Source organism: Dactylosporangium sp. NPDC006015, assembly GCF_040614215.1.
Lineage (GTDB): Bacteria > Actinomycetota > Actinomycetes > Mycobacteriales > Micromonosporaceae > Dactylosporangium > Dactylosporangium maewongense.
The window spans coordinates 255,122-278,467 of record NZ_JBEXUD010000008.1 but is presented as its reverse complement, the minus strand read 5'-3'; the positions used below and the strand labels follow the sequence as shown (position 1 = coordinate 278,467).

Below are 23,346 nucleotides of genomic sequence, written 5' to 3'. Positions count from 1 at the left end.
GGATTGCCAGGACGGTGGCGGCCGGGGCACCATGGTGCGCGTGCCGCCACCTGCCGCCTCCCGCCCGGCGCCGCAGGTGCTCGAAGCGGTCCTCGAGCGGCTCACGTACGCGAACGAGGAGACCGGCTACACGGTCGCCCGCGTCGCCACCGGGCGCGGCACCGACCTGCTGACCGTCGTCGGGGCACTGCTCGGGGCGCAGCCCGGCGAGAGCCTGCGGATGCGGGGCTGGTGGTCGTCGCATCCGCAGTACGGGCGGCAGTTCGAGGTCGTCTCCTACACCACCGTGCTGCCCGCCACGATCCAGGGCATCCGCCGGTACCTCGGCTCCGGGCTCATCAAGGGGATCGGCCCGGTGTTCGCCGAACGCATCGTCGAGCACTTCGGCCTCGACACGCTCACCGTCATCGAGGAGCACCCCGAGCGCCTCGTCGAGGTGCCCGGCCTGGGACCGAAGCGCACCGCGAAGATCACCGCGGCGTGGCAGGAGCAGAAGGTCATCAAGGAGGTGATGGTCTTCCTCCAGGGCGTCGGCGTGTCGACGTCGATCGCGGTGCGCGTCTACAAGCAGTACGGCGACAAGTCCATCGACGTGGTGAAGACCGAGCCCTACCGGCTGGCCACCGACGTGTGGGGCATCGGGTTCAAGACCGCCGACGCGATCGCCCAGGCCGTCGGCATCCCGCACGACAGCCCGGAGAGGGTGAAGGCCGGGCTCCAGTACACCCTCTCCGAGGCCACCGACAACGGGCACTGCTTCCTGCCCGCCGCGCAGCTGGTCGCCGACGCCACCAAGATCCTCGACGTGCCCGCGGACCTCGCCACCCGCTGCCTCGACGAGCTCGTCACGGAGGAAGGGGTGGTGCGCGAGACGGTCCCCGGCAACGACGGGCCGGCCGTGTACCTGGTGCCGTTCCACCGCGCGGAGCAGTCCCTGGCCAACGCGCTGCTGACCCTGCTGCGGGGGCGGGGCGACCGGATGCCGCACTTCCACGGCGTCGACTGGACCCGCGCGCTCGCCTGGCTTCGCTCGCGCACCGGCGCCGACCTGGCACCCGAGCAGGAGGAGGCGGTCCGGCTGGCGCTCACCTCGAAGGTCGCGGTGCTCACCGGCGGCCCGGGCTGCGGCAAGAGCTTCACCGTCCGGTCGGTCGTCGAGCTCGCCGCCGCGAAGAAGGCGAAGATCCTGCTGGTCGCCCCGACCGGGCGGGCCGCCAAACGCCTGTCCGAGCTGACCGGGCAGCCCGCCGCGACCGTACACCGGCTGCTGAAGCTCCAGCCCGGCGGCGACGCCAGCTTCGACCGGGACAACCCCCTCGACGTCGATCTCCTCGTCGTGGACGAGGTGTCCATGCTCGACCTCATCCTCGCCAACAAGCTGGTCAAGGCGGTGCCGCCCGGCGCGCACCTGCTCCTCGTCGGCGACGTCGACCAGCTGCCGTCCGTCGGCGCCGGCGCGGTGCTGCGCGACGTCCTCGATGCGCAGGCCGTCCCGCGGGTACGCCTCACGCAGGTCTTCCGGCAGGCCGCCGACTCCGGCGTCGTCACCAACGCGCACCGGATCAACGCCGGCCTGCCGCCAGTCGTGCAGGGCATGCGGGACTTCTTCCTCTTCCCGTGCGACGACACCGAGGCCGCGGCGCAGCTCACCGTCGACGTGGTGCACCACCGGATCCCGGCGAAGTTCGGCCTCGACCCGCGCCGCGACGTGCAGGTCCTCGCCCCGATGCACCGCGGCCCGGCGGGCGCCGGCGCGCTCAACGCCCTGCTGCAGGAGCGCCTCACCCCGTCCCGCGACGGGCAGCCGGAGCGCCGCGCCGGCGGCCGGGTGTTCCGCGTCGGCGACAAGGTCACGCAGATCCGCAACAACTACGAGAAGGGCCAGGCCGGCGTCTTCAACGGCACCCTCGGCGTCGTCACCGCCCTCGACCCCGATGAGCAGACCCTCACGGTCCGCACCGACGAGGACGAGTCCATCGACTACGACTTCGACGAGCTCGACGAGCTGCAGCACGCGTACGCGATGACCATCCACCGCTCCCAGGGCTCCGAGTACCCCGCCGTGGTGATCCCGCTGACCACGAGCGCCTGGATGATGCTGCAACGCAACCTGCTCTACACCGCCGTCACCCGCGCCAAGCGCCTCGTCGTGCTGGTCGGCTCGCGCCGCGCCCTCGCCGCCGCGGTCCGCACCGTCGGCAACGGCCGCCACACCGCCCTCACCCACCGCCTCAGCCCCTGACCCCGCCTGGCCCCTCTCCCGGCAACCACTCCGCCGGCGCCGGCGCCACCACGCAGTCCCGCCTCGCCCACACTGCCGCCCCTCCATCACCGCAACGCCCAACCCCGCACCCACCACCCTCATCACAACCCCTGATCGCGCCTCGCCCACACGGTCACTTGAGCGCCGCCGGATCAACTGGCGTCCCCTCCCCTCCCCCCCTCCCACCCACCCGCCCCTCGTCTCACAGACGTTGATCAATGTCAGCGCTCGCACCCTTTGTCCCATCGAGGCTGCGCGATCCACCCACAAAATGATCTCTGATTTGTAGGTTGATCGCGCAACGTCAATGCCCAAATGGAGCATCTCGTGGCATTGGCCAACGTCTTAGCGTGAGCCAGGCAACCAGACGAAGCGATTAGACCGCGCCGACCGCGGAGGTTTCATGATCCGGCTGGGGCCGGGTTGGGTGGACTCTTGAGGTATGGCGAACGCGGTGGCGAAGGCTGAGCGTGAGCAGGCCGAGCGGCGGCGGCTGGTCGCTGCGGAGTTGTTCGAGCGGGAAGTGCCGCAGGCGCAGATCGCTCGCCGGTTGGGGGTGACGCCGCAGGCGGTGTTCAGGTGGCGGCAGTGGTGGCTGACCGGCGGGGTGGACGCGTTACGGATGCGACGGCCGCCGGTTTCCCGGCGTGACTTTCGCCGGGACAGCAGGCAGAGCTGGTCGAGGTGCTCATCGCCGGGCCGCAGGCGTGTGGGTTCCGGGTGGCTGGACCCTGGCCAGGGTGGCCACCGTGATCCGCCGCCGGCTCGGGGTGGTCTACCGCTATCCGTCGTCGGTGTGGAACCTGCTGCACCGGCTCGGGTTCAGCGCTCAGCGCCCGGCGCGCCGCGCGGTGGAACGTGACGAGCAGAAAATCACCGACTGGCGCGAGCACATCTGACGCAGTTCCTCGGCGGGCCACCGGCACCGACGCACCTGCCGATCCGCCGGGCCTGGCCCGCAGATCGCGCGGTCCGGCGTGAAGTCCCAGGAATCGGCAGGGCGGACGCGGACCGGAGAGCACTTCGGCGCCGCGATCGCTCCGGACGGCCGCACGCACGGCTCCGGGCGCGGCGGAACCTGGGCGGTGCAGGCAGCGGCTTCGATGGCACCGACCACGTCCACCCGGCGATCCTGGACAGCGTTGTGCCCCACGAGCCGGGTTACGGTTCCGGGACGACGTGCCGGCGCGGTTACGGTGGTGATGACGGGGCTGAGATGCCGGTCCGGCGTCTCACGCGGCACTCGTGATGGTCGAAGGTGACGTCAATGGGGGATCAGGAGATCCGGGCGGCACTTGACCGGCACTGGGCGGCGTCCGCCACCGGGGACCAGGACGCCGAGCACGAGATCTATCACGACGACGTCGTGGTCGACTATCCCCAGTCAGGCGAGCGTATCCATGGCCGTCGCAACCTGCAGGCGCTCCGCTCGCACCACCCGGCCAAGCTCGGCTTCACCATCCGCCGCGTTCTCGGCGGCGGGGATCTGTGGATCACCGAGTACGTGATCGACTACGACGGGACACCGGCGTTCACCGTCAGCATCATGGAGTTCCGCGACGGCAAGGTCACCCACGAGACCCAGTACTTCGCGGATCCGTTCGACCCGCCCGCCTGGCGCACCCCATGGGTGGAGCCGATGCCCTGACGAGTCCGCCGGCGAGTTGGGCCCTACGGCATCACCGTCAACGTGGTCTCCCCGGGCATGGTGGGCACCGAGGTCGCCGGGCGGTGTCGCCGCAGGTCAGGGCTCGGTTGGTCGCGGCGGCCCCGCGATGGGCTGACGATCTTCGGACGCGTTCACCTTGAAAGTGCCCCCTGTGGCGGGATGGGCAAGACCCTCGACCGGTCCTGTCGTCCCATGTCAGGGGGCACTTTCGCAGTCCCCGAACCATGCTCAATGAAGGCGCGGGGCTAGCACACTACTTCGTACAGAACGGCCGATGTCTTTTCCTTCTGGCCCCACGGATTATTCCGCTCGGCCCAGACGCTTGTCCGGAAGTCATGGGTCCCGGTGCCGGCGCAGTTGTAGTAGACGTACTGGTCGTAACCAGGCCCAGTAATTCGAGCGGACTTCATGGTCTCCCACAAAATGGGCCATGCTCGACTTCTTTGGATGCGGACGTTGACCGTCCAGCCGACACAGCCGGATCCGATGCTCCCGTATCCCTTGACGATCTCGTAGGACTCTGACGTGCCTCCGATGTGGATCTCGCAGGCAAAGGGATCGGCGGCGTTGGCCGCCGGGGAGAAGGCGGCGATACCACTGACGAGCACAATGGTCGCGGTCGCCGCCGAGAAGAACCGGCGCAGGCTCATCGCAAACCCCTTCCGTGTCATCGCTTGAAGGCGGTGACGTAGGAGGTGGCGCTGGACTGCCCCGACGGCCCGCTGATGGTCACCTTGACAGTGGTGTCGATCTTGTCAATGCGGCCACTACCGGCGGCGGTGAACACCACGCCGATGTCGGACATCTGGCAGTAGCTGACGTTGGAGCAGGTGTAGGTGTCCGTGATGGTGGCGGACGTCTTGCTCGGCGTGCAGCTGAACGTCACGTTCCCATCCGTGCCGCCGCCGATGGTGCAGTTGATGTCCGATCCCTCGACGACATACGTGGTTTGCACTTTCAGCGAGGGGACGGTTTGGGATCGGCCACCCGGTCCGCAGTCGAATGTCCTGCCCGTGCCGTAGACGTCAAGGACCACCCTGGTGGATGTCGCCGAGACCCGGTTGGACTGATTGTCTGCCGTCGCGTACGTCGAATACGTGTTGGTGGTGCTGGTCCTCACGCAGGAGCTGTAACCCGTTCCGCCGGTTGCGGCCGACGCCGGGTTTCCCACCAGCACCGATCCAGCCACGGTGAGTACTGCGGCCGCGACGCCCAACGCTCGGAACAACGCTCGGGATCTTGTGCGCACGGGTCGCCCTTCCTTTGTTCTCATGAGTCCTCCAGACCGATGATCGGGACTATCACGGGGCTGTGATGTCTGCGGCATCGCAGCCCCGGCCATGGTGAGCCTTGGTGATGTCCGAGTTGACCGTGAGCTCTGGGCGCTTTGACCGGTAGTGCGGCAGCCGTCGGACAAACAACGCCGGACAAAAATCGATGCTCGTTCGGTGGTCAGATCGCTTCGTTGCGCCGCTGTTCACATGCCGGGACGCCAGATCAACAGGAACTTCTGGTCGTCGGGACAGCCACAGGCTCCTGTCGATCAACGGGTCCCGGCCTGCGAACTCGGGCGAATACTGGAGATCAGGCAAGGGGGCCGGCGTCGCGAGCGCCCGGCCGTCGAGGTGGCCGCTTCTCGTCGTCGGCATGGACGGGCTCAACCGGGCCGACGTCGTGGCGGCGAACGCGCCCAACCTCGACGCCCTCGCGGCTGGTGGCACGCTCGGTCAGAGCCTGCTGTACTGCCCGCGTGGAGGGCGAGCCTGTCCCGGTCGATACGCCGGCGCCACGGCTGCGTCTCCTGCGTCGAGGGCGCATTGAGGGGCAGACCGAGCGGATAGACCAGGCGGGCAGTTGTGCTGGGTCGGCGGTCGGCGACAGCGGCGGCAGTCAGCGAACACGGCGAACAGGCACACCACTCGGCGTGGGGCAGTGCTGAGTGCCGCCGGGCGTGACGGCAGTGGCGGTCAGCAGACCTCGGCGGCAGGGTGTCGCCTTGCCGTGATCGCGCGGTGCACGGCGGCAGCGGTCATGAGGGCGGCCGCGGTCACGCCGAGGAGGCGCGCGGACACCACCGCTGGTTGGGGCACGGCTGGCAGGAAGCGCACGTACCGGCGGCGGGGCTGCGGTGCGAGCGCGGCTGCCGCAGCGCCTGCCGCGCCGACCGCCGCCGCGGTGCCCCAGAACGCCCCGGGTCGCCGCTGGACGTGCGGCGCCGGGCCGTGCCACGCGGCGATCCTGCGGGTGCGGCCCAGCCTCGCCGACATGGCGAGCCACGCCGCCGCACCAACCGCGCTGGAGGCCAGGTGCAGCGGCACCCACGCCGGCACCCCCGGCAGCACCTCCCGGGCCAGGCGCGGCAGACCGACCCTGGTGCCGGTCACCGTGTCGTGGGTCAGGTGGTCCCACGCGACGTGGCTGGCGGCGCCGATGAGTGCCGAGCCGGCCGTGACCCACCACGGGTGCCGGGCCCGGGTGAGGGCGCCGTAGTCACGGACGGCGAACGGGCCGAGGCCCGGCAGGTGCGCGGCGACCTCCGGTGCCGCCCGGCGGACCAGCAGGGTCGCCGCGGTCGTGACGGGCACCGACGCCAGCACGCCCCACCACGTGTGCCCCTTGGTGAACGGCGGGCGGCAGTGCATCGCGTACGGCAGGTCGGGCGCGGCCGAGCCGATGACCAGGGCGACCCCGTCGAACCACGCGGGCCGCCACAGCTTCAGCGGCAGGACGGCGGCGGCGTGCGAGGGGAAGGTGGCCGGCATGATCGCGACTGTAGCCGGGTCCGCCGCGGTTCAGGTGCCGCAGCGGGCCAGCCCGGCGCGGAGCTTGGCGCGGACCACCCGGGTCGCGGACTCGGTCACCCGGGCGGCGAACGCGGGATCACCCTTCGCGGCGGTCACGAGCGCCTCGGTCCACGGGCCGGCGTCGGACAGCTTCACCGACAGGGCCATGTCGCCGCCGGCCTTGATGAAGCGGACGGCGCGCTGGCCGAGCGGGACCGAGGCGACCGCGGTGGCGGCGCCGAGGTCGTCGGAGAGCACGAGGCCGTCGAAGCCGAGCTTCTGGCGCAGCAGGCCGGTGACGATCGGCTCGGAGAACGCGGCGATGTTGGCCGGGTCGAGCTTCGGGTACGTCGCCGAGGAGATCATGACCGCCGCCGAGCCGGCCGCGATGCCGCTGGTGAAGGGCTGCAGGGCCGGGTCGTCGGCGGTGGTGATGTCGTCGCGGGCGCCGGTGGAGGTGTCGGTGTTGACGCGGACGCGGCCGAGGCCCGGGAAGTGCTTGAGCGTGGCGAGCACGCCGGCGCCCTGCATCGCGGTCACGACGGTGGCGACGTCGGCGGCGGCGGGTTCGGGGGTCGCGCCGTACTGGCGGTCGAAGCCGCCGATCGGGGGGTTGGCCTTGCCGACGGCGGCCGGAACGACGTCCGCGACCGGAGCCAGGTCGATGGTGACGCCGATGGCCTTGAGCCGGCCGACCCACTCGGCGGTGTTGGCCTTCAGCGTCGCGTCGTCCAGTTTGGCCTGGTTGACCGCGGACGGGATGGCCGGGAAGTCGGCGCCCTTCAGCGTCTGGACCTGCCCGCCCTCCTGGTCGACGCCGATCTGCAGGCCGAGCCCCGACTTGGCCGCGGCCGCCTGCAGCTGCTCGATCGACTGGCGCAGCGACGCCGCCGACGCCGTGCTGCGGCCGGCCAGGAAGATGCCGCCCAACTGGTACCGCTGAATCGCCTGGACGGCGTTGAGCGGCGTCCCGATCGGTGTGCCGATCATGAGGAGCTGACCGACCTGCTGCTCCAGGGTGAGCTTGGCGACCAACGCGGCGGCACAGTCACCGCTCGGCGAGGCGGACGGCGACACCGGGGCATGCGTGCCGGCACCGGCGGGTGTGCGTGCGTCGGATGCCGGTGTACCGCGACCGGCCGCGACGAACCACAGCGCCGCCCCGGCCGCGACGAGCACCACGGCAGCCACGGCGACGGTCCACCTGGGGAACGGGCCGATCCGGCCACGATGGCGAGCCATGGGCCGCTCCGTCCGTGGGGTTCGCAGGATGCCCGACCCGATGGACGTTACCCGGCCCGCACCGGCCGCCCCCCGCCAGCCCGCGGCGGACCGGTCCGACCGCCGGAGCGAGGCGGCCCACAGCCAGGCGGCCGGAGGTAGGTCAGCCCGCGGCGGAGCGGGGCAGGCGGTGGTCGGGCAGCTGGTGCAGCCACAGAGCGAGGGCGCGGACGGTCTCCCGCTCGAACGCCGCCTTCGCGCGGGTCACGGCGGCCGCGCCGGCCACGTCGTCGGCGAGCGCGTGCATGCGGGCGCGGGTGACGGCGAGCCCACTGCGGATGAACATGTCGAAGGTCGCCTCGTCGGCGGACTCCACGGCGAGCATGCCCCGCACGTACACGTCCTCGATGCTGACGTCCGGCGGCAGGGCGCACAGCCAGGTCCGCTGGCGCTGCCGCCCGGCGGCGGTGAGCGAGCAGGTGCGCCGGTTGCTGCTGGCCATGCGGGCCGGGACGGCGGTGTCGACCCGCAGGAAGCCGGCCCGCTCCAGCCGCGTCACCGACGCCATCACGCGGACGATGTCCATCCGCCGGGCGCTGCCGAAGATCTCGTCGTGGCGCCGCATGAGCTCCCACGCGCTGCTGTCACGGCCGCCCAGCAGGGCGAGCAGCACGTCGTCGAGCACCAATGCCAGGCACCTCCCGCCGAACTTCTACACGACGTAGAAGTTAGCAGAGGTCACGCCTCGGGGTGCTCCCGCAGCAGCGCGCGGAGGGTCTGCTCGTCGCGGTCGTCCAGGGTGCCGACGAACCGGCGCAGCACCGTCGCCCGGTCGGGCTCCTCGGCGAGCAGGCGGCTCATCCGCTCCGCGACCAGCCCGGCCGCGTCGCGGAGCGCCCCGTAGCGGAACGCCCGGCCGTCGCGGTGCCTGGTGACGGAGCCCTTCTCGTGCAGCCGGGTCAGGGTGGTCACCACGGCGCTGTACGACAGCGCGCCGGCGGGATCGAGCAGGTCGCGGACCTCGCCCGGGGTAAGCGGACCGGCGGCGGCACCGAGGACCGTGATCACCTGCGCCTCGAGCTGTCCGGGCCGGCGCCGGCGGTCTCCCGGAGGCGGTGGTGTACTCATCGCGACGACTCTATCGAGCCGTGGTCGGTCGTCGCTGACCGATCTGGTTAGAGTGCGAGGGGCACGGACTCACCGCGCGGGGGGAGGCACATGTTCGATCATTTCGTGTGGTCGGTGCTCGTGGTGCCACCGCTGATCCTGCTCGTCGTGCGCCTGCTCGCCGACCGGCTCCCGCCCGCCGGCGCGGCCCGTGCCGTCGCCTGGTCCGCGGCCGTGGTCGCCGCCGCCAGCACCGTCAACCTGCTGCTGTTCGCGTTGAAGGCGCTCGCCCAGGTGCCGGCCGTCGCCGGCGTGTTCGGCTGGTCGGCGACGGTCGTCACGGCCGACACCGCCGCGGAGCCGTGGGCGCCGTGGCTCAGCGTCGCGCTGCTGGCCGCCGTCGTCGTCTCCGTCACCCGCCGCTGGCGCCACCATCGCGACGTCCTCGCGCTCGGCCGGTCCGCCGGCGACGGCACGGCGCTCGTCGTGCTGCCCGACGCGGAGGCGAAGGCGTTCGCGGTCCCCGGCCGGCCCGGTTACGTCGTGGTCACCACCGGCATGCGGTCGCTGCTGACCGACCGGCAGTTCGACGCGCTGCTCGCGCACGAGCAGGCGCACCTCGCCGGCCGGCACCACCGGCTGGCCCGCCTGGCGGACACGGCCGCCGCCGCCCACCCGGCGCTGTGGTGGGTCGCGAAGCACGTCGACTACCTCCTCGAGCGGGCCGCCGACGAGCATGCCGCCGTCGAGGTGGGCAGCCGTCGCACGGTCGCGCACGCCATCGGCGCGGCCGCGCTGGCGACCTCCGGTGCCGGCGCGACCCCGGCCGGATCGGGCTGGTCGGTGCTGCACGTCGCGATCCCCCAGGGCATCGTGCCGCGCCGGGTGTCGCTGCTGCTGACCCCGCGCACCTGGCCCGCCGCGGGGCTGCTGAGCCTGCTGCCCGCCGCGCTGGCCGCGTTCAGCGTCGTCTGGTCGGTCGAGGCCGCCATCGACCTGGTCGAGCTGCTCATGGCGGCCAGCAGGCGCTGATCGGGCCCGCGGCCTGGCCCGGGGCGACGCCGAGCGGTCCGCGCCGGCGCCACCACCGACGGCCTCGCAAAACCCGGGTAAGTGATTCCGGGCCCTGAAGCGTTCATGAGGCGTGGGGCACATGGAGTTCACCGAGTTCTACCGGTCGGAGCGCGACCGGTGCCTGCGGGCCGTGCTCGCCGGCGTCGCGGACCGCCAGGTCGCCGAGGACCTGGTGGCCGAGGCGTTCACCCGGGCGTGGATGTCGTGGCACAAGGTGCGGCGGCATCCGGCGCCGCGGGCCTGGGTCGTGCGCACCGCGCTCAACCTGCGGGTGTCGTGGTGGCGCCGGCACCGCCGCGAGGTCGACCTCGGCGACGGGCCCGTGGACGCCGCCGTCGGTACCGGCGAGCCCGGCGGCGGCCTCGACCCGGCGCTGCTGCGGCTGCTGCGTGCCCTGCCGCCCCGGCAGCGGGAGGTCATCGCGTTCCGGGTCTTCCTCGACCTCGACACCGCCGCCACCGCCAAGGCCCTGGGCATGGCCCCGGGCACCGTCACCGCGCACCTGTCCCGGGCGATCGCGACGCTGCGCGGCCATCTCGTCGTCAACCACAGCCAGGAGCAGTCATGAACAGTCAGGAGCAGTCATGAACGACCACGACACCGACGTCCTCGACACCCTGCGGGGCTCGCTCGACGCGGTCACGATGGGCACGCCCGTCGAGGACATCGTGAGCACCGGCCGGGCCCGCCGCAACCGCCGCCGGCTGGCGACCGTCGCCGCCGGCACCGTGGCGGTGGCCGGCGTCGCGCTCGGCGTGGCGAGCCTCGCCAACCCCCCGGCGGGACCCCCGGCCACGGCACCCGGCGCGAACGCGGCCGGCGAGGTGCATGTCCGGACGGTCGCCTACACCGTCGACTCCCGGGCCGACGGCACGGTCCAGGTGACCTGGACCAAGCAACAGTGGTTCGCGGACCCCGCCGGCCTGGAGGCGGCCCTGCGGCAGGCCGGCTTCCCGGTGGTCGTCAAGGTCGGCGAGTTCTGCGCCGGCCCGGGCGACGACCTGACGCTGGTGCACGGCACCGGCCCCGGCGTCACGGACGTCGTGCGGCCCCTGCCGGGCGCCGACGCGACGTTCGTCTTCGACGCCTCGGCCCTGCCGCCCGGCAAGCAGCTGTTCATCGGGTACCTGTCCCCCACCCAGCTGGAGGTCACGGGCGGTTCCCCCGGCTCGGTCGAGCGCCTGGTGCCCATCGACACGCCGCTGACCTGCACCACCGTGGCGCCGCCGCGGGAGGGCCCCCGGGCCGGCAGCGAGGAGATCCCGTCGGCCAAGCCGGTCAAGCCGGCCAAGTAACCCCACTCAGCGACTGCCCCGGCGCCGGTTGGCGCCGGGGCAGTCGTGCGTCCTTGACACCTTCGGCCCGCCACGACCATCATTGTACTAAGCACTTAGTGGATTGAGGCTCTGGTGATCGACTTCCAGCTCGACGACCGGTCCGGCGTCGCCACCTACTTGCAGCTGGCGCAGCAGGTGCGGCACGCGCTGCGGCTGGGGCTGCTGGAGCCCGGGGACAAGCTGCCGACCGCGAAAGAGGTCGTGGCGAAGCTCGCGATCAACCCCAACACGGTCCTGAAGGCCTACCGCGAGCTGGAGCGCGAAGGCCTGCTGGTGGTCCGGCAGGGGCTCGGCACGTTCGTCCGCACGACGCTCGGCCCGAAGGACCGGGCCGAGCAGGCGGAGCAGGCCGAGCTGCAGGAGCGCCTCGCCGACTGGGTGCGCGCGGCCAGGCAGGCCGGGCTGGTCGACGACGACATCGAAGCCATGTACCGCGCGGTGATGCGGCACGACACGGAGGGACTGCATGACACCCGCACTGGAAGCTGAGGGGCTCGGCCGCCGCTACGGGCGGAAGTGGGCGCTGCGCGACTGCACGCTGTCGCTGCCCGCCGGCCAGGTGATCGGCCTCGTCGGCCCCAACGGCGCCGGCAAGACCACGCTGCTGAGCCTGGCCGTCGGCCTGCTCCGCCCGACCGAGGGGTCGGTGCGGATCCTGGGCCGCCCGCCGCGCTCGCCGGGCACGGTCGCCGAGGTCGGGTTCGTCGCGCAGGACAAGCCGCTGTACCGCAATCTGACCGTCGCCGAGACGCTGCGCATGGGCGCCTGGCTCAACCCGGGCTGGGACCCGCGGGCGGCGACAGAGCGGATCGAGCGCATCGGCATCCCGCCCGGGCAGAAGGTCGGCCGGCTCTCCGGCGGGCAGCGCTCGCAGCTCGCCCTCGCGGTCGCGCTGGGCAAGCGGCCCCGGCTGCTGCTGCTCGACGAGCCGGTCGCCGACCTCGACCCGATCGCCCGGCGCGACTTCCTGCGGACACTGATGGCGGAGGTCGCCGAGTCCGGCGTGACCGTCGTGCTGTCCTCGCACCTGCTCGCCGACGTCGAGCGGACCTGCGAGTTCCTGGTGCTGCTGAGCACCTCGCACGTCCAGCTCGCCGACGACACCGAGACGCTGCTGGCGCAGCACCGGATGGTCACCGGCCCGCGGGCCGCGGCACCGGCGCTGACCGCGGCGCACACCGCCGTGCAGGCCGACTACACCGACCGCCAGGCCAGCCTCATCGTGCGCGCCCACGGGCCGATCGACGAGCGGGTCTGGACGGTGCGACCGGTCTCCCTCGAGGAGCTGGCGCTGGCCTACATGACGGCGGTGGCGGCATGACGAGACTCGCGTGGCGGCTGGCCCGGCCCAACATCCTGTCCTCCGCGCTGCTGCTCGCCGCCGTCGCCGTGTTCGCGGTGCTGACGCGGCGGGCGATGACCGGGTTCATGCACGACTCCGGGCTCGGCGCGTGCCTCGCCGGCGGCGGGGACTGCGGCGACCTCGTGCAGGCGTTCGACCTGCGGTTCGACGCGGTGACCACCGCGGTCAAGCTGCTCAACGTCGTGCCGATGCTCATCGGGGTCTTCTGGGGCGGGCCACTCATCGCCCGGGAGCTGGAGCAGGGCACGCACCGCCTGGTGTGGACGCAGTCGCACGGGCGCGGCCGGTGGCTCGCCGCGCGGCTCGGGCTGCACCTGGCCGGCGCCGCCGCCGTCGCCGCGGCCTTCACCGAGCTGATGACGTGGTGGTTCGAGCCGATCGAGCGGATCCGGGTGCAGGGCACCGTCATGTACGGCCGGCTCGACCCCAACGTGTTCGACTTCCGGGGCATCGTCCCCATCGCGTATGCCGTCTTCGCGTTCGCCGTCGGCGCCGCGGCCGGGGCGCTCCTGCGCCGGACCGTCCCCGCGATGGCGGTCACCCTGGTCACGTACCTGGTGACGACCCTGCTCGTGCGGGTGTGGCGGGAGCACTTCATGGCGCCGCTGCGGTCCCGGTACGCGTTCGGCGCCGCCGACCCGCGGGCCGGCAAGGGCGACTGGGTGCTGGGGCACGACACCGTGAACGCCGCCGGCGTCCTGAGCCCGCTGTCGGAGGTGCCCGCGGCGTGCGCGGCGCAGGCCGACCGTGCCGCGACCGACGTGTGCCTCGGCGGTCTCGGGTACGAGTGGGCCGACACGTACCAGCCGATCGAACGCTTCTGGACGTTCCAGCTCATCGAGTCGGGCATCTTCGCCGGGCTGGCCGCCGCGGCGCTCGGCCTGGCCGTCTGGTGGGTGGTCCGCAGGCTCGCGTAAACGTTCGATCTGTCCTACCATCCAAATGTCCTACATTTGGAGGTCGGAGTGCTGTCGAGCCCGCAACGGGCCGTGCCCCTCGCCACGCAGGTCGCCGGTCAGTTCAAGCAGCTGATCGCGGCCGGTGACTGGCCGGTCGGCTCCCGGATCCCACCCGAGCACCGGCTCACCGAGCAGCTCGGCGTCAGTCGCAACACCGTCCGGGAGGCGTTGAGCGCGCTCGTACACCTCGGACTCCTCGAAGCGCGTCCCGGCGACGGCACCTACGTGCGCGCCGACAGCGAGCTGCAGGTGTCCCTCGGCCGGCGGGTCGCGGAGGCCGACCCCGACGACGCCTTCGAGGTGCGGGCGCTGCTGGAGCACCGCGGGTCGCGCCGGGCCGCGCTGCACGCCACCGCCGAGGACGTCGCCCACCTGCGCGAGCTGCTCGACCGGCGGGACGCCGCCCGGACCGGCGACCTGGCGGGCTTCGTCGAGGCCGACTTCGCGTTCCACCGCGCGGTCGTCATCGCCGGCGGCAACCCGCTGCTCGCTGAGCTCTACCAGCACCTGAGCCCCGTCATCACGCAGACGATCAGTGACAGCGCCGGGCTGGACCACGACAGCGCCGTGCACGACCTGCACCACCACCTGGTCGACGCGATCGAGGCCGGCGACCCCGACGCCGCCGAGGCGTGCAGCGTCGCGCTGGTCGCCGAGGGCCGCGACATCCTGCGCGGGAGCGCGTCGTGACCGCCACCCTCGCGCCCGTGCGGGCCCGCACCGGGCTGCTCGTGGTCGGCATCCTGCTGATCGCCACCAACCTGCGGGCGGCGCTGACGTCGGTCGGGCCGGTGCTCGACGACGTGCGCGCCGACCTCGGCCTGACCGCGACCGCCGCCGGTGTGCTGACCGCGCTGCCGCTGCTCGCGTTCGCGGGCTTCTCGCCGGTCGCGCCGCTGGTGGCGCGGCGGCTCGGGCTGGAGCGCACCCTCGGCCTGGGCCTCGCGGTGCTCGCCGCCGGCATCGTGCTGCGGTCGGTGCCGGTCGCGGGCGGGATCTGGGCCGGCACGGTCGCCATCGGCGCGGCGATCGCGTTCTTCAACGTGCTGCTGCCCAGCCTGGTCAAGCGCGACTTCCCGGACCGGGTCGCACAGCTGTCCGGCGGCTACTCCGCGACGCAGAGCATCGTCGCGGCCATCGCGTCCGGCGTCGCCGTGCCCATCGCCGGCCAGGCAGACGCCGGCTGGCGGATCGCGCTCGGCTGCTGGGTCGGGCTCACGGTCATCGCCGCCGCGGTCTGGCTGCCCCGGCTGCGCACCCGTCCGGCGGGCCCCGACGGCGGCACCGGCGCGGCGGCCGCGCACCGCTCGCCGTGGCGCAGCCCGATCGGCTGGCAGGTGACGCTGTTCATGGGCCTGCAGTCGCTGGTCTTCTACGTGATGGTCGCCTGGCTGCCGAGCATCGAGCAGGACCACGGGGTCAGCGCGACGACGGCCGGCTGGCACCTGTTCGTGTACCTGATCGCCGCGGTCGTGGCGAACCTCGCCGCCCCGCACCTCATGCGCCGCCTGCCCGATCAGCGGCTCGTCGCGCTGCTGTGCGCCGGGATGATCCTGCTCGGGGTGGGCGGGCTGCTGCTCGCGCCCGGCCTGTCCGTCGTGTGGCTGGTGAGCGCCGGCCTCGGTGCGGGCCTGTCGCTCGTGCTGTGCCTGTCGCTGTTCAGCCTGCGTGCCGTCGACCACCGCCAGGCCGCGGCACTGTCGGGGATGGCGCAGTCGGTCGGCTACCTCCTGGCCGCGTGCGGCCCCGTCCTCATCGGCGCGCTGCGCGACGCGAGCGGCTCGTGGACGTTGCCCTTGGCGACGATGTGCGCACTGATCGTAGTGATGGGCGGCTTCGCCGTCCTCGCCGGCCGGGACAGGGTGATCGGCTGACCCCGTGGGCGGCCCGCCGACCGAGACGGGCCGCCCGCAACAGAACCGGCTGACCTGGCAACCGAGACGGGCCACCCGCGACAGGATCGGCCGACCCGGCGGGCGGCCCGCCACGGACGGCCGGGGACCGCTGCACCTCGTTGAAGGCCCGCCGGAGTGGCCGAGTTCGTCGATGGACACGGCGCCCGGCGGCTGTCCCACCCGGCGCCGATCGGATACGGTCGTGCGGGTGTCCGTGAAGCGTCTGACGCTGCCCGCCCGGGTCAAGGCCCTCACCGTGCCGCTGCCCCCGGGCAAGACCATCCGGCCCGACCTCGACGACGACGAGCCGGCGGTGCTCTGGCTGAGCAAGACGTCCCCGCCGCCGGGGCTGTGGGAGGAGCTGCGCGCCGCGCACCCCGCCACCGGCCTGTGGCCCCTGCTGCTGACGCACCTCGACGGCGACCCGTGCCGGCCGTGGATCGAGGGCGCGCTCGTCCCCGACGACATGTCCGACCCCGCGGACCACGACCCGGCGGCGCTGCTGCCGAAGTGGTGGGCGGAGACCGGCGACGAACGCGGCCCGTGGCCGGGGCTGGCACCCGCGGCGGGCGTCGACCCAGCCGACGCCGACGCGACCGCCGACCGGGAGGCGGCCGCGCTCGTCGCGTCCCGCCGGCCGTGGCGGCTCGGCCTGGTCGCCGCCGGCCGCGGCGCCGACGCGCTCACCGTCGTCGGCTGGGACGGCCCCGCCAACCACACCGACGACACCGCCCACATCAGCGCGGTCCTGCGCAGCTGGGAGGAGCGCTTCGGGGTCCGGGTCGTCGGGGTCGGCTTCGCCGAGCTGTTCCTGAGCGTCGCCGCGCCACCGTCCACGGTGGACGAGGCATTGACGGTCGCCGCGGAGCACGTCGCGTTCTGCCCCGACACCGCATGGACCGACGACGATCTGCAGGGATACGCGGCGGGCCTCGTCGGCGCGCCCGCCTGGCACTTCTGGTGGGACTGACCGCCCGCTGTGCGGGTCGGCGACGCGCATCGTTCGCCTTGTATTTCCCCACGGTTCACCGGCGTCTCCGAGGCTGCGAAGGAATCAAGCAGACTTCTTTGGAGCGTGCCAGCGTGACTGTTTCTCGCCGTCAAGTTCTCAGTGGTACGGCCGCGGCGGGCGTCGGCCTGACCGTCGCCGGTGCCCTGCCGACCCTCGCCGAGCCCGCCCTCGCGCACGAGGAGCACCGGCCGTCCTCCGGCGGGCGCCCGTTCCCGCCGCTGAAGGACGACCCGAACGGCATCCTCGCGCTGCCCGAGGGCTTCTCCTACACGATCGTCACCCGCGAGGGCAGCACGGAGATGTCCGGCAACCAGGGCAAGACGCCCGGTTACCACGACGGCACGGGTGTCGTCGCCGACGGCCACAACAAGCTCACGATCATCCAGAACCACGAGCTCAACCCGCACACGATCGTGTACGGCGTGCCGCACATCGAGGGCACCGTGTACGACCCGGGCGCCCCGAACGCGGGCGGCTGCACGGTCATCACCACCGACGGGCAGGGCCGGCGCACCGGCGAGTGGGTCGGCATCTCCGGCACGCTGCGCAACTGCGCGGGCGGCGTGACCCCGTGGGGCACCTGGCTGACCTGCGAGGAGACCACCGCCAACGCCGGCGCCACCTGGACCGCCGGCGGCCAGACCGGCACCTACGAGAAGGCCCACGGCTACGTCTTCGAGGTCTTCCCGGCCGAGTCCAAGAAGCAGCTGCCCAAGGCGATCAAGGCGTTCGGCCGGTACGACCACGAGGCCCTCGCCGTCGACCCGGACCTCAAGCACGTCTACCTGTCCGAGGACGCCAGCAGCCCCAACGGCCTGTTCTACCGCTGGCGCTCGACCGACGGCAAGCGCCTCGGCGCGGGCATCGCCAACTCGCTGGCCGACGACGCCGGCAAGCTCGAGGCGATGCAGATCCGCCTCGACGACGGCAGCATCCTGCCCGACGTCGCGTACCTCACCTCCGCCCAGATCGGCCGCCCGTTCAAGGTGACCTGGCTCGAGGTGCCGGACCGCGACGCGACCACCAAGCCGGTCCGCACCCAGTTCGCCGACGGCACCGTCACCCGGGGCAAGAAGTTCGAGGGCGTCTGGAGCACCCGCAAGGGCTGCTACATCGTCAACAGCTTCGCCTTCGGCGCCAACGACCTGCCCGCCGACGCGACCAAGCACGACGGCATGGTGTGGTTCTACGACTACTCCGACCAGACCATCACCCTGGTCACGTACTTCCCGCACAACGCCGCCGCCGAGGGCGAGGGCCCGGCGCCGAAGTACGCCGACATGACCTTCGACGGGCCCGACAACGTCACGGTCACCCCGTGGGGCACCCTCGTCCTCGCCGAGGACGGCGTCCGCGCCTCGCACGTGCTGAGCTCCGTCCCCGGCGGCCCGACCTACGCCATCGCCCGCAACATGCTCAGCAACGGCACCTCCAACGGCGCCCCGACCTACTCCGAGTTCACCGGCCCGACGTTCTCCCCTGACGGCAAGGTCCTGTTCGTCAACATCCAGGTCCCCGGCATCACCCTGGCCATCACCGGCCCGTGGGGCCGTTACCTCGGCTGACCAGCGCTCCGGGCCCCGGCGGAATCCGGGGCCCCGGAGTGAATTTCCACCGTCGCGTGGCGGGCGGTGCCGGCGGTCGCGCAAGCTGGGGGCCGACGGAAGGGGCCGGCGTGCGGCGGATCGTGGACGGCGTGTGGGAGCTGCGGTTCGGTTACGTGCACGCGCACCTCGTCGAGGCCGGCGACGGCCTGGTGCTCATCGACACCGGGCTGCCGCGCCGGGCCGGCCGGCTGGCGCTCGCGGTCCGGGCGACCGGGCACGACCTCGCCGACCTGCACACCATCCTGACCACGCACCAGCACCCCGACCACACCGGCTCGCTCGCCGACCTGCGGCAGCGGACCGGGGCGCGGGTCGTCGCGCACCGGCAGGACGTGCCGGTCATCACCGGCGAGCAGGCGCCGCCCGTGCACCACTGGATGACGCGACTGTCGGCGCGGATGCTGAAGGCCGACCCCGCGCCGGTCGACCTGGTCCTCGACGGGGACGGCCCGACCGGGGTCCCCGGCATCACCGCCGTGCACACGCCCGGGCACACGCCGGGACACGTGTCGTTCCTGCTTGACCGCGCCGGCGGGGTCCTGTTCGCCGGCGATGCGGCGAGCGCGATGTTCGGCCGGGTCCGGGCGGCGCCGCGGCTGACCAACGCCGACCAGGCCCTTGCGGTGCGCAGCGCCGCCCGCCTCGCCGAGCTCGACTTCCAGGTCGCGGTCTTCGGCCACGGCGCCGCGGTCCGGGGCGACGCGGTGTCCCGGTTCCGGGACTTCGCCGCCCGGCTGCGCTGAACGCCGGTCAGACGAACGAGTCGAGGGCCTCGCGGATCAGGGTCCGCATCGTGTCGCTGCCGGTGTGGCCGGAGTCCTCGACGACCGTCAGCGTGGCGTCCGGCCAGCGCTCGGCGAGCAGCCAGGCCGTCTCCAGGGGGCTGCTGATGTCGAACCGGCCGTGCAGCAGCACGCCGCGGATCCCGGCGAGCCGGCCGGCGTCGCGGATCAGGACGCCCTCCTCCAGCCAGGCGGCGTTGGCGAAATAGTGGGTGCAGATGCGCACCATGGCGAGCTTCGCGTCGTCGGGACGGCCGCTGTACGCGTCCGGCACGCCGTTCGGTTCGAGCGAGACGGCGGTGTCCTCCCAGGCGCACCACGCCTCCGCGGCGGCGGCCCGCACGGCCGGGTCGGGCGAGCTCATCAGCCGCGCGTACGCCGCGACCAGGTCCTCCGCGGTGGCGGGGGCCGGCGCCACGTGGTCGCGGAACGCCGCCCACTGCGCGGGGAAGAAGCGGCCGACGCCCTCGTAGAGCCAGTCGCGCTCGCGGCGGCGGGTGGAGGTCACGCCGTCGATGACGATGCCGGCGACCCGGTCCGGGTGGCGTTCGGCGTACGCGAGGATCAGCGTCGACCCCCACGACCCGCCGAACAGCAGCCACCGGTCGATCCCGAGGTGCTCGCGCAGCCGCTCCATGTCGGCGACGAGGTGGCCGGTCGTGTTGTGCCGCAGGTCGGCGTCCGATGTGGACGCGTGCGGCGTACTGCGGCCGCAGTTGCGCTGGTCGAACTGCACGATCCGGTAGCGCTCCGGGTCGAAGTAGCGCCGGGTCCGCGGGCTGCTGCCGGAGCCCGGCCCGCCGTGGACGACGGCGGCGGGCAGCCCGGCCGGGTCGCCGCTGACGGACCAGTGCACGAGGTTGCCGTCGCCGACGTCGAGCATGCCCTCGTCGTGCGGCTCGATGGGTGGGTACATGCCGAGCAGAATACAACAGCGCTGTTATATTAGTGCTGTGACATTCCTCGGCAGCCGGCTGCGGCACCTGCTCGAACTGCTCGACGGCGACGTCGCGGGCGTCTACGCGGACCTCGGCCTGCCCGACATCCGGCCCAGGTTCGCCCCGGTCGTGCGCACCCTGGCCCGGCAGGGGCCGGGCACGATCCGCGACCTGGCCGCCGCGATCGGCGTCACCCACTCGGCGGCGAGCCAGACCGTCGCGGAGATGGCCCGGCAGGACCTGGTGCGCCTGGAGCCCGGCGCCGACGCCAGGCAGCGCATCGTCCACCTCACCGACCGGGCGGCCCGTCTCATGCCGGCGATCGAGGCGGAGATGGCGGCGACGGACGCGGCGGCCGAGGCGTTCGACGCGCAGCTGCCGTTCCCGCTGAGCCGCCTCGTCGAGGAGGCCATCGCCCTGCTCGAGCAGCGCCCGATGCGCGACCGGATCGGCGAGGTGGTGGTGGACGGGAAGCCGTGACCGCCGCGGCTCAGGCCGAGGCGGACGCGGCGGCCGCGGACTGGGCCTCCCACATGGTGACGACGACACCGAGGACGAAGACCTGCACCGGCAGTGGGAGGCCCGGCAGGTCGACCTCGACGTCACTGCCCCAGAAGCTGGTCTTGCGGACCGAGCCGACCTTGCGGCCACCCGCGTACAGGTCCTGGGCCTGGCTCCACACCGAGGCGCGCTGGAACTGGTACGTGACGCCGCCCGCGGTGACCGTCCACTGCTTGCGGCCGACCCGGTCGGCGGCTGCGACGGACTCGCCGGCCTTGTCCTGCATCACGAAGCGGCTGCCCCACGCGTTGCCGCGGACGAGGAACGACTGGCCGGCGACGGTCAGCTGGCCGCCGCTGCGCCAGACCCCGCCCTCCCACGCGGCGACGGCGTGGCCCTGTTGCGTGACTGTATAGCGCGCCCGCCAGACGCTGGTCCGCTTCGCGATCAGCATGTATCGAGCGTAGCCACTCAGCCGTCGTACGAGCCCGCGGTGCGCAGGTCTTGAGCGTCTCTTGAGCGCGCGCGCTGCTCGACCACGAGCGGCTCCCCGGCACCGGAGGGCGGCGGGTCGACGGTCGGGGCCACCGTCGACCCCAGGACGCTCAGCAGCGCCGGCGCGAGCAGCGACCGGACGATGAACGCGTCGATGAACACGCCGACCGCGAGGGCGAAGGCGAGCTCCCGGAAGGGGCGCAGCGGCACGATCAGCAGCAGGCCGAAGCTCACCGCGAGCGTGAAGGCGGCGGTGCGGATGGCCTTCGCCGAGTGCGGCAGGGTAATCGCGAGCGCCTCGCGCAGCGGCCTGGTCCGGGCCTCGCGCCAGGCGGGGCCGATGCCGAAGATGTTGTAGTCGGAGCCGAGCGCGACGAGCAGCACCGCCGCCGCGAACGGGACGTAGAACGTGAGGCCGTCGCCGCCGAGGCGGTCCTGGAAGACGTACGTGGTCAGGCCGAGGGTGGCGCCGATGGCGAGGACGCTGCAGACCAGCAGGCCGACCGGGGCGACCAGGGCCCGCAGGAACAGCACCAGGAAGAGCAGGTTGGCCAGCAGCGCCGCGATCGCGATGCGGCCCAGGTCGTGCACGGTCTGGTCGACGATGACGTGGGCGACGGCGGTGTCGCCGCCGAGGCTCGCCGTCGCGCCGTCGAGGCCCGCGGCGCGCAGCAGGCCCGGCAGGTCGCGGTCGAGCCGGCCGGCGGTGTCGACGGCCCGGGCGCCGAGCGGCTCGTCGGCGAGGACGAGCAGGAAGCGCGCGGCGGAGCCGTCGCCGGCCTGGAAGACGCTGAGCCCTTCCGGCAGGCCCTGGGTGCCGGGGCCGAGGACGGCGGCGACGCCCGGCTCGCGGGACAGCGCCTGCTGCAGCTTCGCGAGCTCCGCCTGGCGGCCCGCGACGCCGGCGCCCTCGACGAGCACCTCGGTCGGCGACAGGATGCCGTCGGCGAAGCCGGTCTCCGCGGCGTCGGCCGCGACCCGGGTCGGATGCCCCGGCGGCAGCGCCTCGACGAACGACACCCCGAGCCGGATGTGCTGCAGCGGCAGCGCGGCCGCGACCAGCCCGCCGACGCACAGCAGCAGCACCGGCAGCGCGAACCAGCGACGGGTCAGCAGCCTGGCCCACCAGCGCCCGCCGACCGGGGCCGGCTCGGCGCCGCGGGTGCCGAGCGGGCGGCGCAGCGGCGACCAGAAAACGAACCGGCCGAAGATCGCCAGCAGCGCCGGGACCAGGGTCACCGACACCAGCACGCCGATGAGGATGGCGAGCGCCATCCCGGGGCCGAACGCCCGGAAGGTCGGTGCGTCGGCGACGATGAGCGCGCCGGTGCCGGCGGCGGCGGTCGCCCCGGCGACCGCGATGATCGGGGTGTAGCGCGCGGTCGCGTGCCGCGCGGCGTCCAGCCGCGACTCCCCGGCGGCCAGCTGCCGGCGCGCCGCCGACAGGTAGAACACGACGTAGTCGGTGACGACGCCGAGCAGCAGCGCGACCAGCAGCGGCTGGGTCTCCTGCGGCACCGGCACCCCGAGCCGCTCGGCGAGCGCGCCGCCGACATGCAGGGTCAGCAGCGTCGCGACCCCGGCGGCGCCGAGCGCGAGCAGCGCGGCGATCAGCGACCGGAACGCGAACGCCACGATGAGGAACACCGCGCCGACGGTGATCAGCTCCAGGGTCGGCACCTTCGACTGCAGGATGCGGGTCTGCTCGACCCGCGCCGGCACCGAGCCGGTGATCCCGACGACGGCGTCGTCCGCGCTGTAGTGCGCGGCCACGAACTTCTCCGCGGCGGCGACCTGGTCGGCGAAGGTGACGTCCGGGTCCGTGAAGAGCAGCGTCACGATCGTGGTGCCGTCCTCGGCGGAGCCCGGGAAGAGGCCGAGGGTGTTCATGACCGGGACCGCCGCGCGGATCGGCGCGACGTCGGAGTACGTGCCGTCGCTGACCGCCCGCGCGCGGGCGACCGCCTCGGTCTGGGTGGCCTGCGGCAGCCCGTCGGCCTTGCGCTGCACCACGGCGACGCGGCTCAGCAGCGGGAAGCCGAACTTCTCGAACGAGCGGACCTCGCTGGCGACGGCCGGGTTGCCGGCGGACACCAGCTGCTCCAGGTCGCTGCCGCCCTGGTTGGTGGCCGGCAGGTACTGCACGGACAGTACGACCGCGACGGCCCACCCGCCGACGATCAGCCAGCGCAGCGCGACCACGAGCGCCGCGTATCCACGCATCAGCACGTTGGGCCGCCACCGGCTGCGAGGCTCCACGACGTCGGTCACGGTCCGGCCCCCCTCTTCCAGGAGTTCGTTGTGTGGATCGGGCAGTACCCCGGCGCCGGGAGAGGAAAA

At 73.0% G+C, this 23,346-nt stretch carries 24 protein-coding genes and 1 pseudogene; 16 read left to right on the top strand and 9 right to left on the bottom strand.

Translation table 11 applies throughout. The annotated features are described in order from the left end of the window. The first annotated feature begins 40 nt into the window (after positions 1 to 40). The 4 genes and pseudogenes from ABZ321_RS17060 (at position 41) to ABZ321_RS17045 (ending at position 3,911) form a co-directional block, all read left to right on the top strand. On the top strand, positions 41 to 2,242 hold the full coding sequence (locus ABZ321_RS17060) for an ATP-dependent RecD-like DNA helicase (RefSeq protein WP_354891979.1): 2,202 nt from the start codon (positions 41 to 43) through the stop codon (positions 2,240 to 2,242). A gap of 463 nt (positions 2,243 to 2,705) precedes the next feature. Next, positions 2,706 to 2,894: pseudogene (locus ABZ321_RS17055) on the top strand (helix-turn-helix domain-containing protein); the annotation flags it as partial. Positions 2,895 to 2,910: 16 nt separating this feature from the next. Beyond that, positions 2,911 to 3,162, top strand: a complete 252-nt coding sequence (locus tag ABZ321_RS17050; protein WP_354891976.1) for a winged helix-turn-helix domain-containing protein — start codon at positions 2,911 to 2,913, stop codon at positions 3,160 to 3,162. A 368-nt stretch (positions 3,163 to 3,530) separates the two neighbouring features. Continuing rightward, positions 3,531 to 3,911, top strand: coding sequence for a nuclear transport factor 2 family protein (locus tag ABZ321_RS17045; RefSeq protein ID WP_344510654.1), 381 nt, complete (start codon positions 3,531 to 3,533; stop codon positions 3,909 to 3,911). Positions 3,912 to 4,177: 266 nt separating this feature from the next. On the opposite strand, the gene ABZ321_RS17040 is transcribed toward ABZ321_RS17045, so the two are convergent. The 6 genes from ABZ321_RS17040 to ABZ321_RS17015 all read right to left on the bottom strand — a co-directional run bounded on the left by ABZ321_RS17040 (position 4,178) and on the right by ABZ321_RS17015 (position 9,064). Continuing rightward, positions 4,178 to 4,582, bottom strand: coding sequence for a hypothetical protein (locus tag ABZ321_RS17040; RefSeq protein WP_354891973.1), 405 nt, complete (start codon positions 4,580 to 4,582; stop codon positions 4,178 to 4,180). A gap of 17 nt (positions 4,583 to 4,599) precedes the next feature. Beyond that, positions 4,600 to 5,052 carry a hypothetical protein gene (locus ABZ321_RS17035; RefSeq protein ID WP_344510656.1) on the bottom strand — a complete coding sequence of 151 codons (453 nt, stop codon included), beginning with the start codon at positions 5,050 to 5,052 and terminating at the stop codon, positions 4,600 to 4,602. An 847-nt stretch (positions 5,053 to 5,899) separates the two neighbouring features. Then, positions 5,900 to 6,694 carry a DUF4184 family protein gene (locus ABZ321_RS17030; RefSeq protein ID WP_354891970.1) on the bottom strand — a complete coding sequence of 265 codons (795 nt, stop codon included), beginning with the start codon at positions 6,692 to 6,694 and terminating at the stop codon, positions 5,900 to 5,902. A gap of 30 nt (positions 6,695 to 6,724) precedes the next feature. Beyond that, complete coding sequence (locus ABZ321_RS17025; RefSeq protein WP_354891968.1) at positions 6,725 to 7,957, bottom strand: glycoside hydrolase family 3 N-terminal domain-containing protein; 1,233 nt, start codon at positions 7,955 to 7,957, stop codon at positions 6,725 to 6,727. Positions 7,958 to 8,099: 142 nt separating this feature from the next. Continuing rightward, complete coding sequence (locus tag ABZ321_RS17020; RefSeq protein WP_354891965.1) at positions 8,100 to 8,621, bottom strand: PadR family transcriptional regulator; 522 nt, start codon at positions 8,619 to 8,621, stop codon at positions 8,100 to 8,102. Positions 8,622 to 8,674: 53 nt separating this feature from the next. After that, complete coding sequence (locus tag ABZ321_RS17015) at positions 8,675 to 9,064, bottom strand: BlaI/MecI/CopY family transcriptional regulator (RefSeq protein ID WP_344510663.1); 390 nt, start codon at positions 9,062 to 9,064, stop codon at positions 8,675 to 8,677. Between the two features lie 90 nt (positions 9,065 to 9,154). On the opposite strand from ABZ321_RS17015, the gene ABZ321_RS17010 reads away from it, so the two are divergent. The 11 genes from ABZ321_RS17010 (at position 9,155) to ABZ321_RS16960 (ending at position 19,033) form a co-directional block, all read left to right on the top strand. Next, positions 9,155 to 10,075 (top strand): M56 family metallopeptidase, encoded by a 921-nt coding sequence (locus ABZ321_RS17010; RefSeq protein ID WP_354891962.1) that lies wholly within the window; start codon positions 9,155 to 9,157, stop codon positions 10,073 to 10,075. A 121-nt stretch (positions 10,076 to 10,196) separates the two neighbouring features. Continuing rightward, positions 10,197 to 10,685, top strand: coding sequence for a sigma factor-like helix-turn-helix DNA-binding protein (locus ABZ321_RS17005; RefSeq protein WP_354891959.1), 489 nt, complete (start codon positions 10,197 to 10,199; stop codon positions 10,683 to 10,685). 16 nt (positions 10,686 to 10,701) lie between these two features. Next, positions 10,702 to 11,412, top strand: coding sequence for a hypothetical protein (locus ABZ321_RS17000; RefSeq protein WP_354891956.1), 711 nt, complete (start codon positions 10,702 to 10,704; stop codon positions 11,410 to 11,412). Between the two features lie 114 nt (positions 11,413 to 11,526). Further along, positions 11,527 to 11,943: a GntR family transcriptional regulator gene (locus ABZ321_RS16995; RefSeq protein ID WP_354891953.1), complete on the top strand. Its 417-nt coding sequence runs from the start codon at positions 11,527 to 11,529 to the stop codon at positions 11,941 to 11,943. Then, positions 11,921 to 12,775, top strand: a complete 855-nt coding sequence (locus ABZ321_RS16990; protein WP_354891950.1) for an ABC transporter ATP-binding protein — start codon at positions 11,921 to 11,923, stop codon at positions 12,773 to 12,775. Before ABZ321_RS16995 ends, ABZ321_RS16990 begins: the two co-directional genes overlap by 23 nt. Continuing rightward, positions 12,772 to 13,734 (top strand): hypothetical protein, encoded by a 963-nt coding sequence (locus ABZ321_RS16985; protein ID WP_344510676.1) that lies wholly within the window; start codon positions 12,772 to 12,774, stop codon positions 13,732 to 13,734. The genes ABZ321_RS16990 and ABZ321_RS16985 overlap by 4 nt, the downstream gene beginning before the upstream one ends. Positions 13,735 to 13,782: 48 nt before the next feature. Continuing rightward, entirely contained in the window at positions 13,783 to 14,466 is a 684-nt protein-coding gene (locus ABZ321_RS16980; protein ID WP_344510678.1) for a FadR/GntR family transcriptional regulator, read from the top strand. Then, entirely contained in the window at positions 14,463 to 15,650 is a 1,188-nt protein-coding gene (locus ABZ321_RS16975; protein WP_354891946.1) for an MFS transporter, read from the top strand. The genes ABZ321_RS16980 and ABZ321_RS16975 overlap by 4 nt, the downstream gene beginning before the upstream one ends. Before the next feature lie 229 nt (positions 15,651 to 15,879). Further along, positions 15,880 to 16,641, top strand: a complete 762-nt coding sequence (locus tag ABZ321_RS16970; RefSeq protein WP_354891943.1) for a DUF4253 domain-containing protein — start codon at positions 15,880 to 15,882, stop codon at positions 16,639 to 16,641. Between the two features lie 113 nt (positions 16,642 to 16,754). After that, complete coding sequence (locus ABZ321_RS16965) at positions 16,755 to 18,248, top strand: alkaline phosphatase PhoX (RefSeq protein ID WP_354891940.1); 1,494 nt, start codon at positions 16,755 to 16,757, stop codon at positions 18,246 to 18,248. A 110-nt stretch (positions 18,249 to 18,358) separates the two neighbouring features. Then, positions 18,359 to 19,033, top strand: a complete 675-nt coding sequence (locus ABZ321_RS16960; RefSeq protein WP_354891937.1) for an MBL fold metallo-hydrolase — start codon at positions 18,359 to 18,361, stop codon at positions 19,031 to 19,033. 7 nt (positions 19,034 to 19,040) lie between these two features. On the opposite strand, the gene pip is transcribed toward ABZ321_RS16960, so the two are convergent. Next, positions 19,041 to 19,988 (bottom strand): prolyl aminopeptidase, encoded by a 948-nt coding sequence (gene pip, locus ABZ321_RS16955; protein WP_354891934.1) that lies wholly within the window; start codon positions 19,986 to 19,988, stop codon positions 19,041 to 19,043. Positions 19,989 to 20,025: 37 nt separating this feature from the next. On the opposite strand from pip, the gene ABZ321_RS16950 reads away from it, so the two are divergent. After that, on the top strand, positions 20,026 to 20,490 hold the full coding sequence (locus ABZ321_RS16950; protein ID WP_354891931.1) for a MarR family transcriptional regulator: 465 nt from the start codon (positions 20,026 to 20,028) through the stop codon (positions 20,488 to 20,490). 10 nt (positions 20,491 to 20,500) lie between these two features. On the opposite strand, the gene ABZ321_RS16945 is transcribed toward ABZ321_RS16950, so the two are convergent. Further along, entirely contained in the window at positions 20,501 to 20,965 is a 465-nt protein-coding gene (locus tag ABZ321_RS16945) for a hypothetical protein (protein ID WP_344510689.1), read from the bottom strand. A 17-nt stretch (positions 20,966 to 20,982) separates the two neighbouring features. Further along, complete coding sequence (locus ABZ321_RS16940; RefSeq protein ID WP_354891928.1) at positions 20,983 to 23,277, bottom strand: MMPL family transporter; 2,295 nt, start codon at positions 23,275 to 23,277, stop codon at positions 20,983 to 20,985. Positions 23,278 to 23,346: the final 69 nt, after the last annotated feature.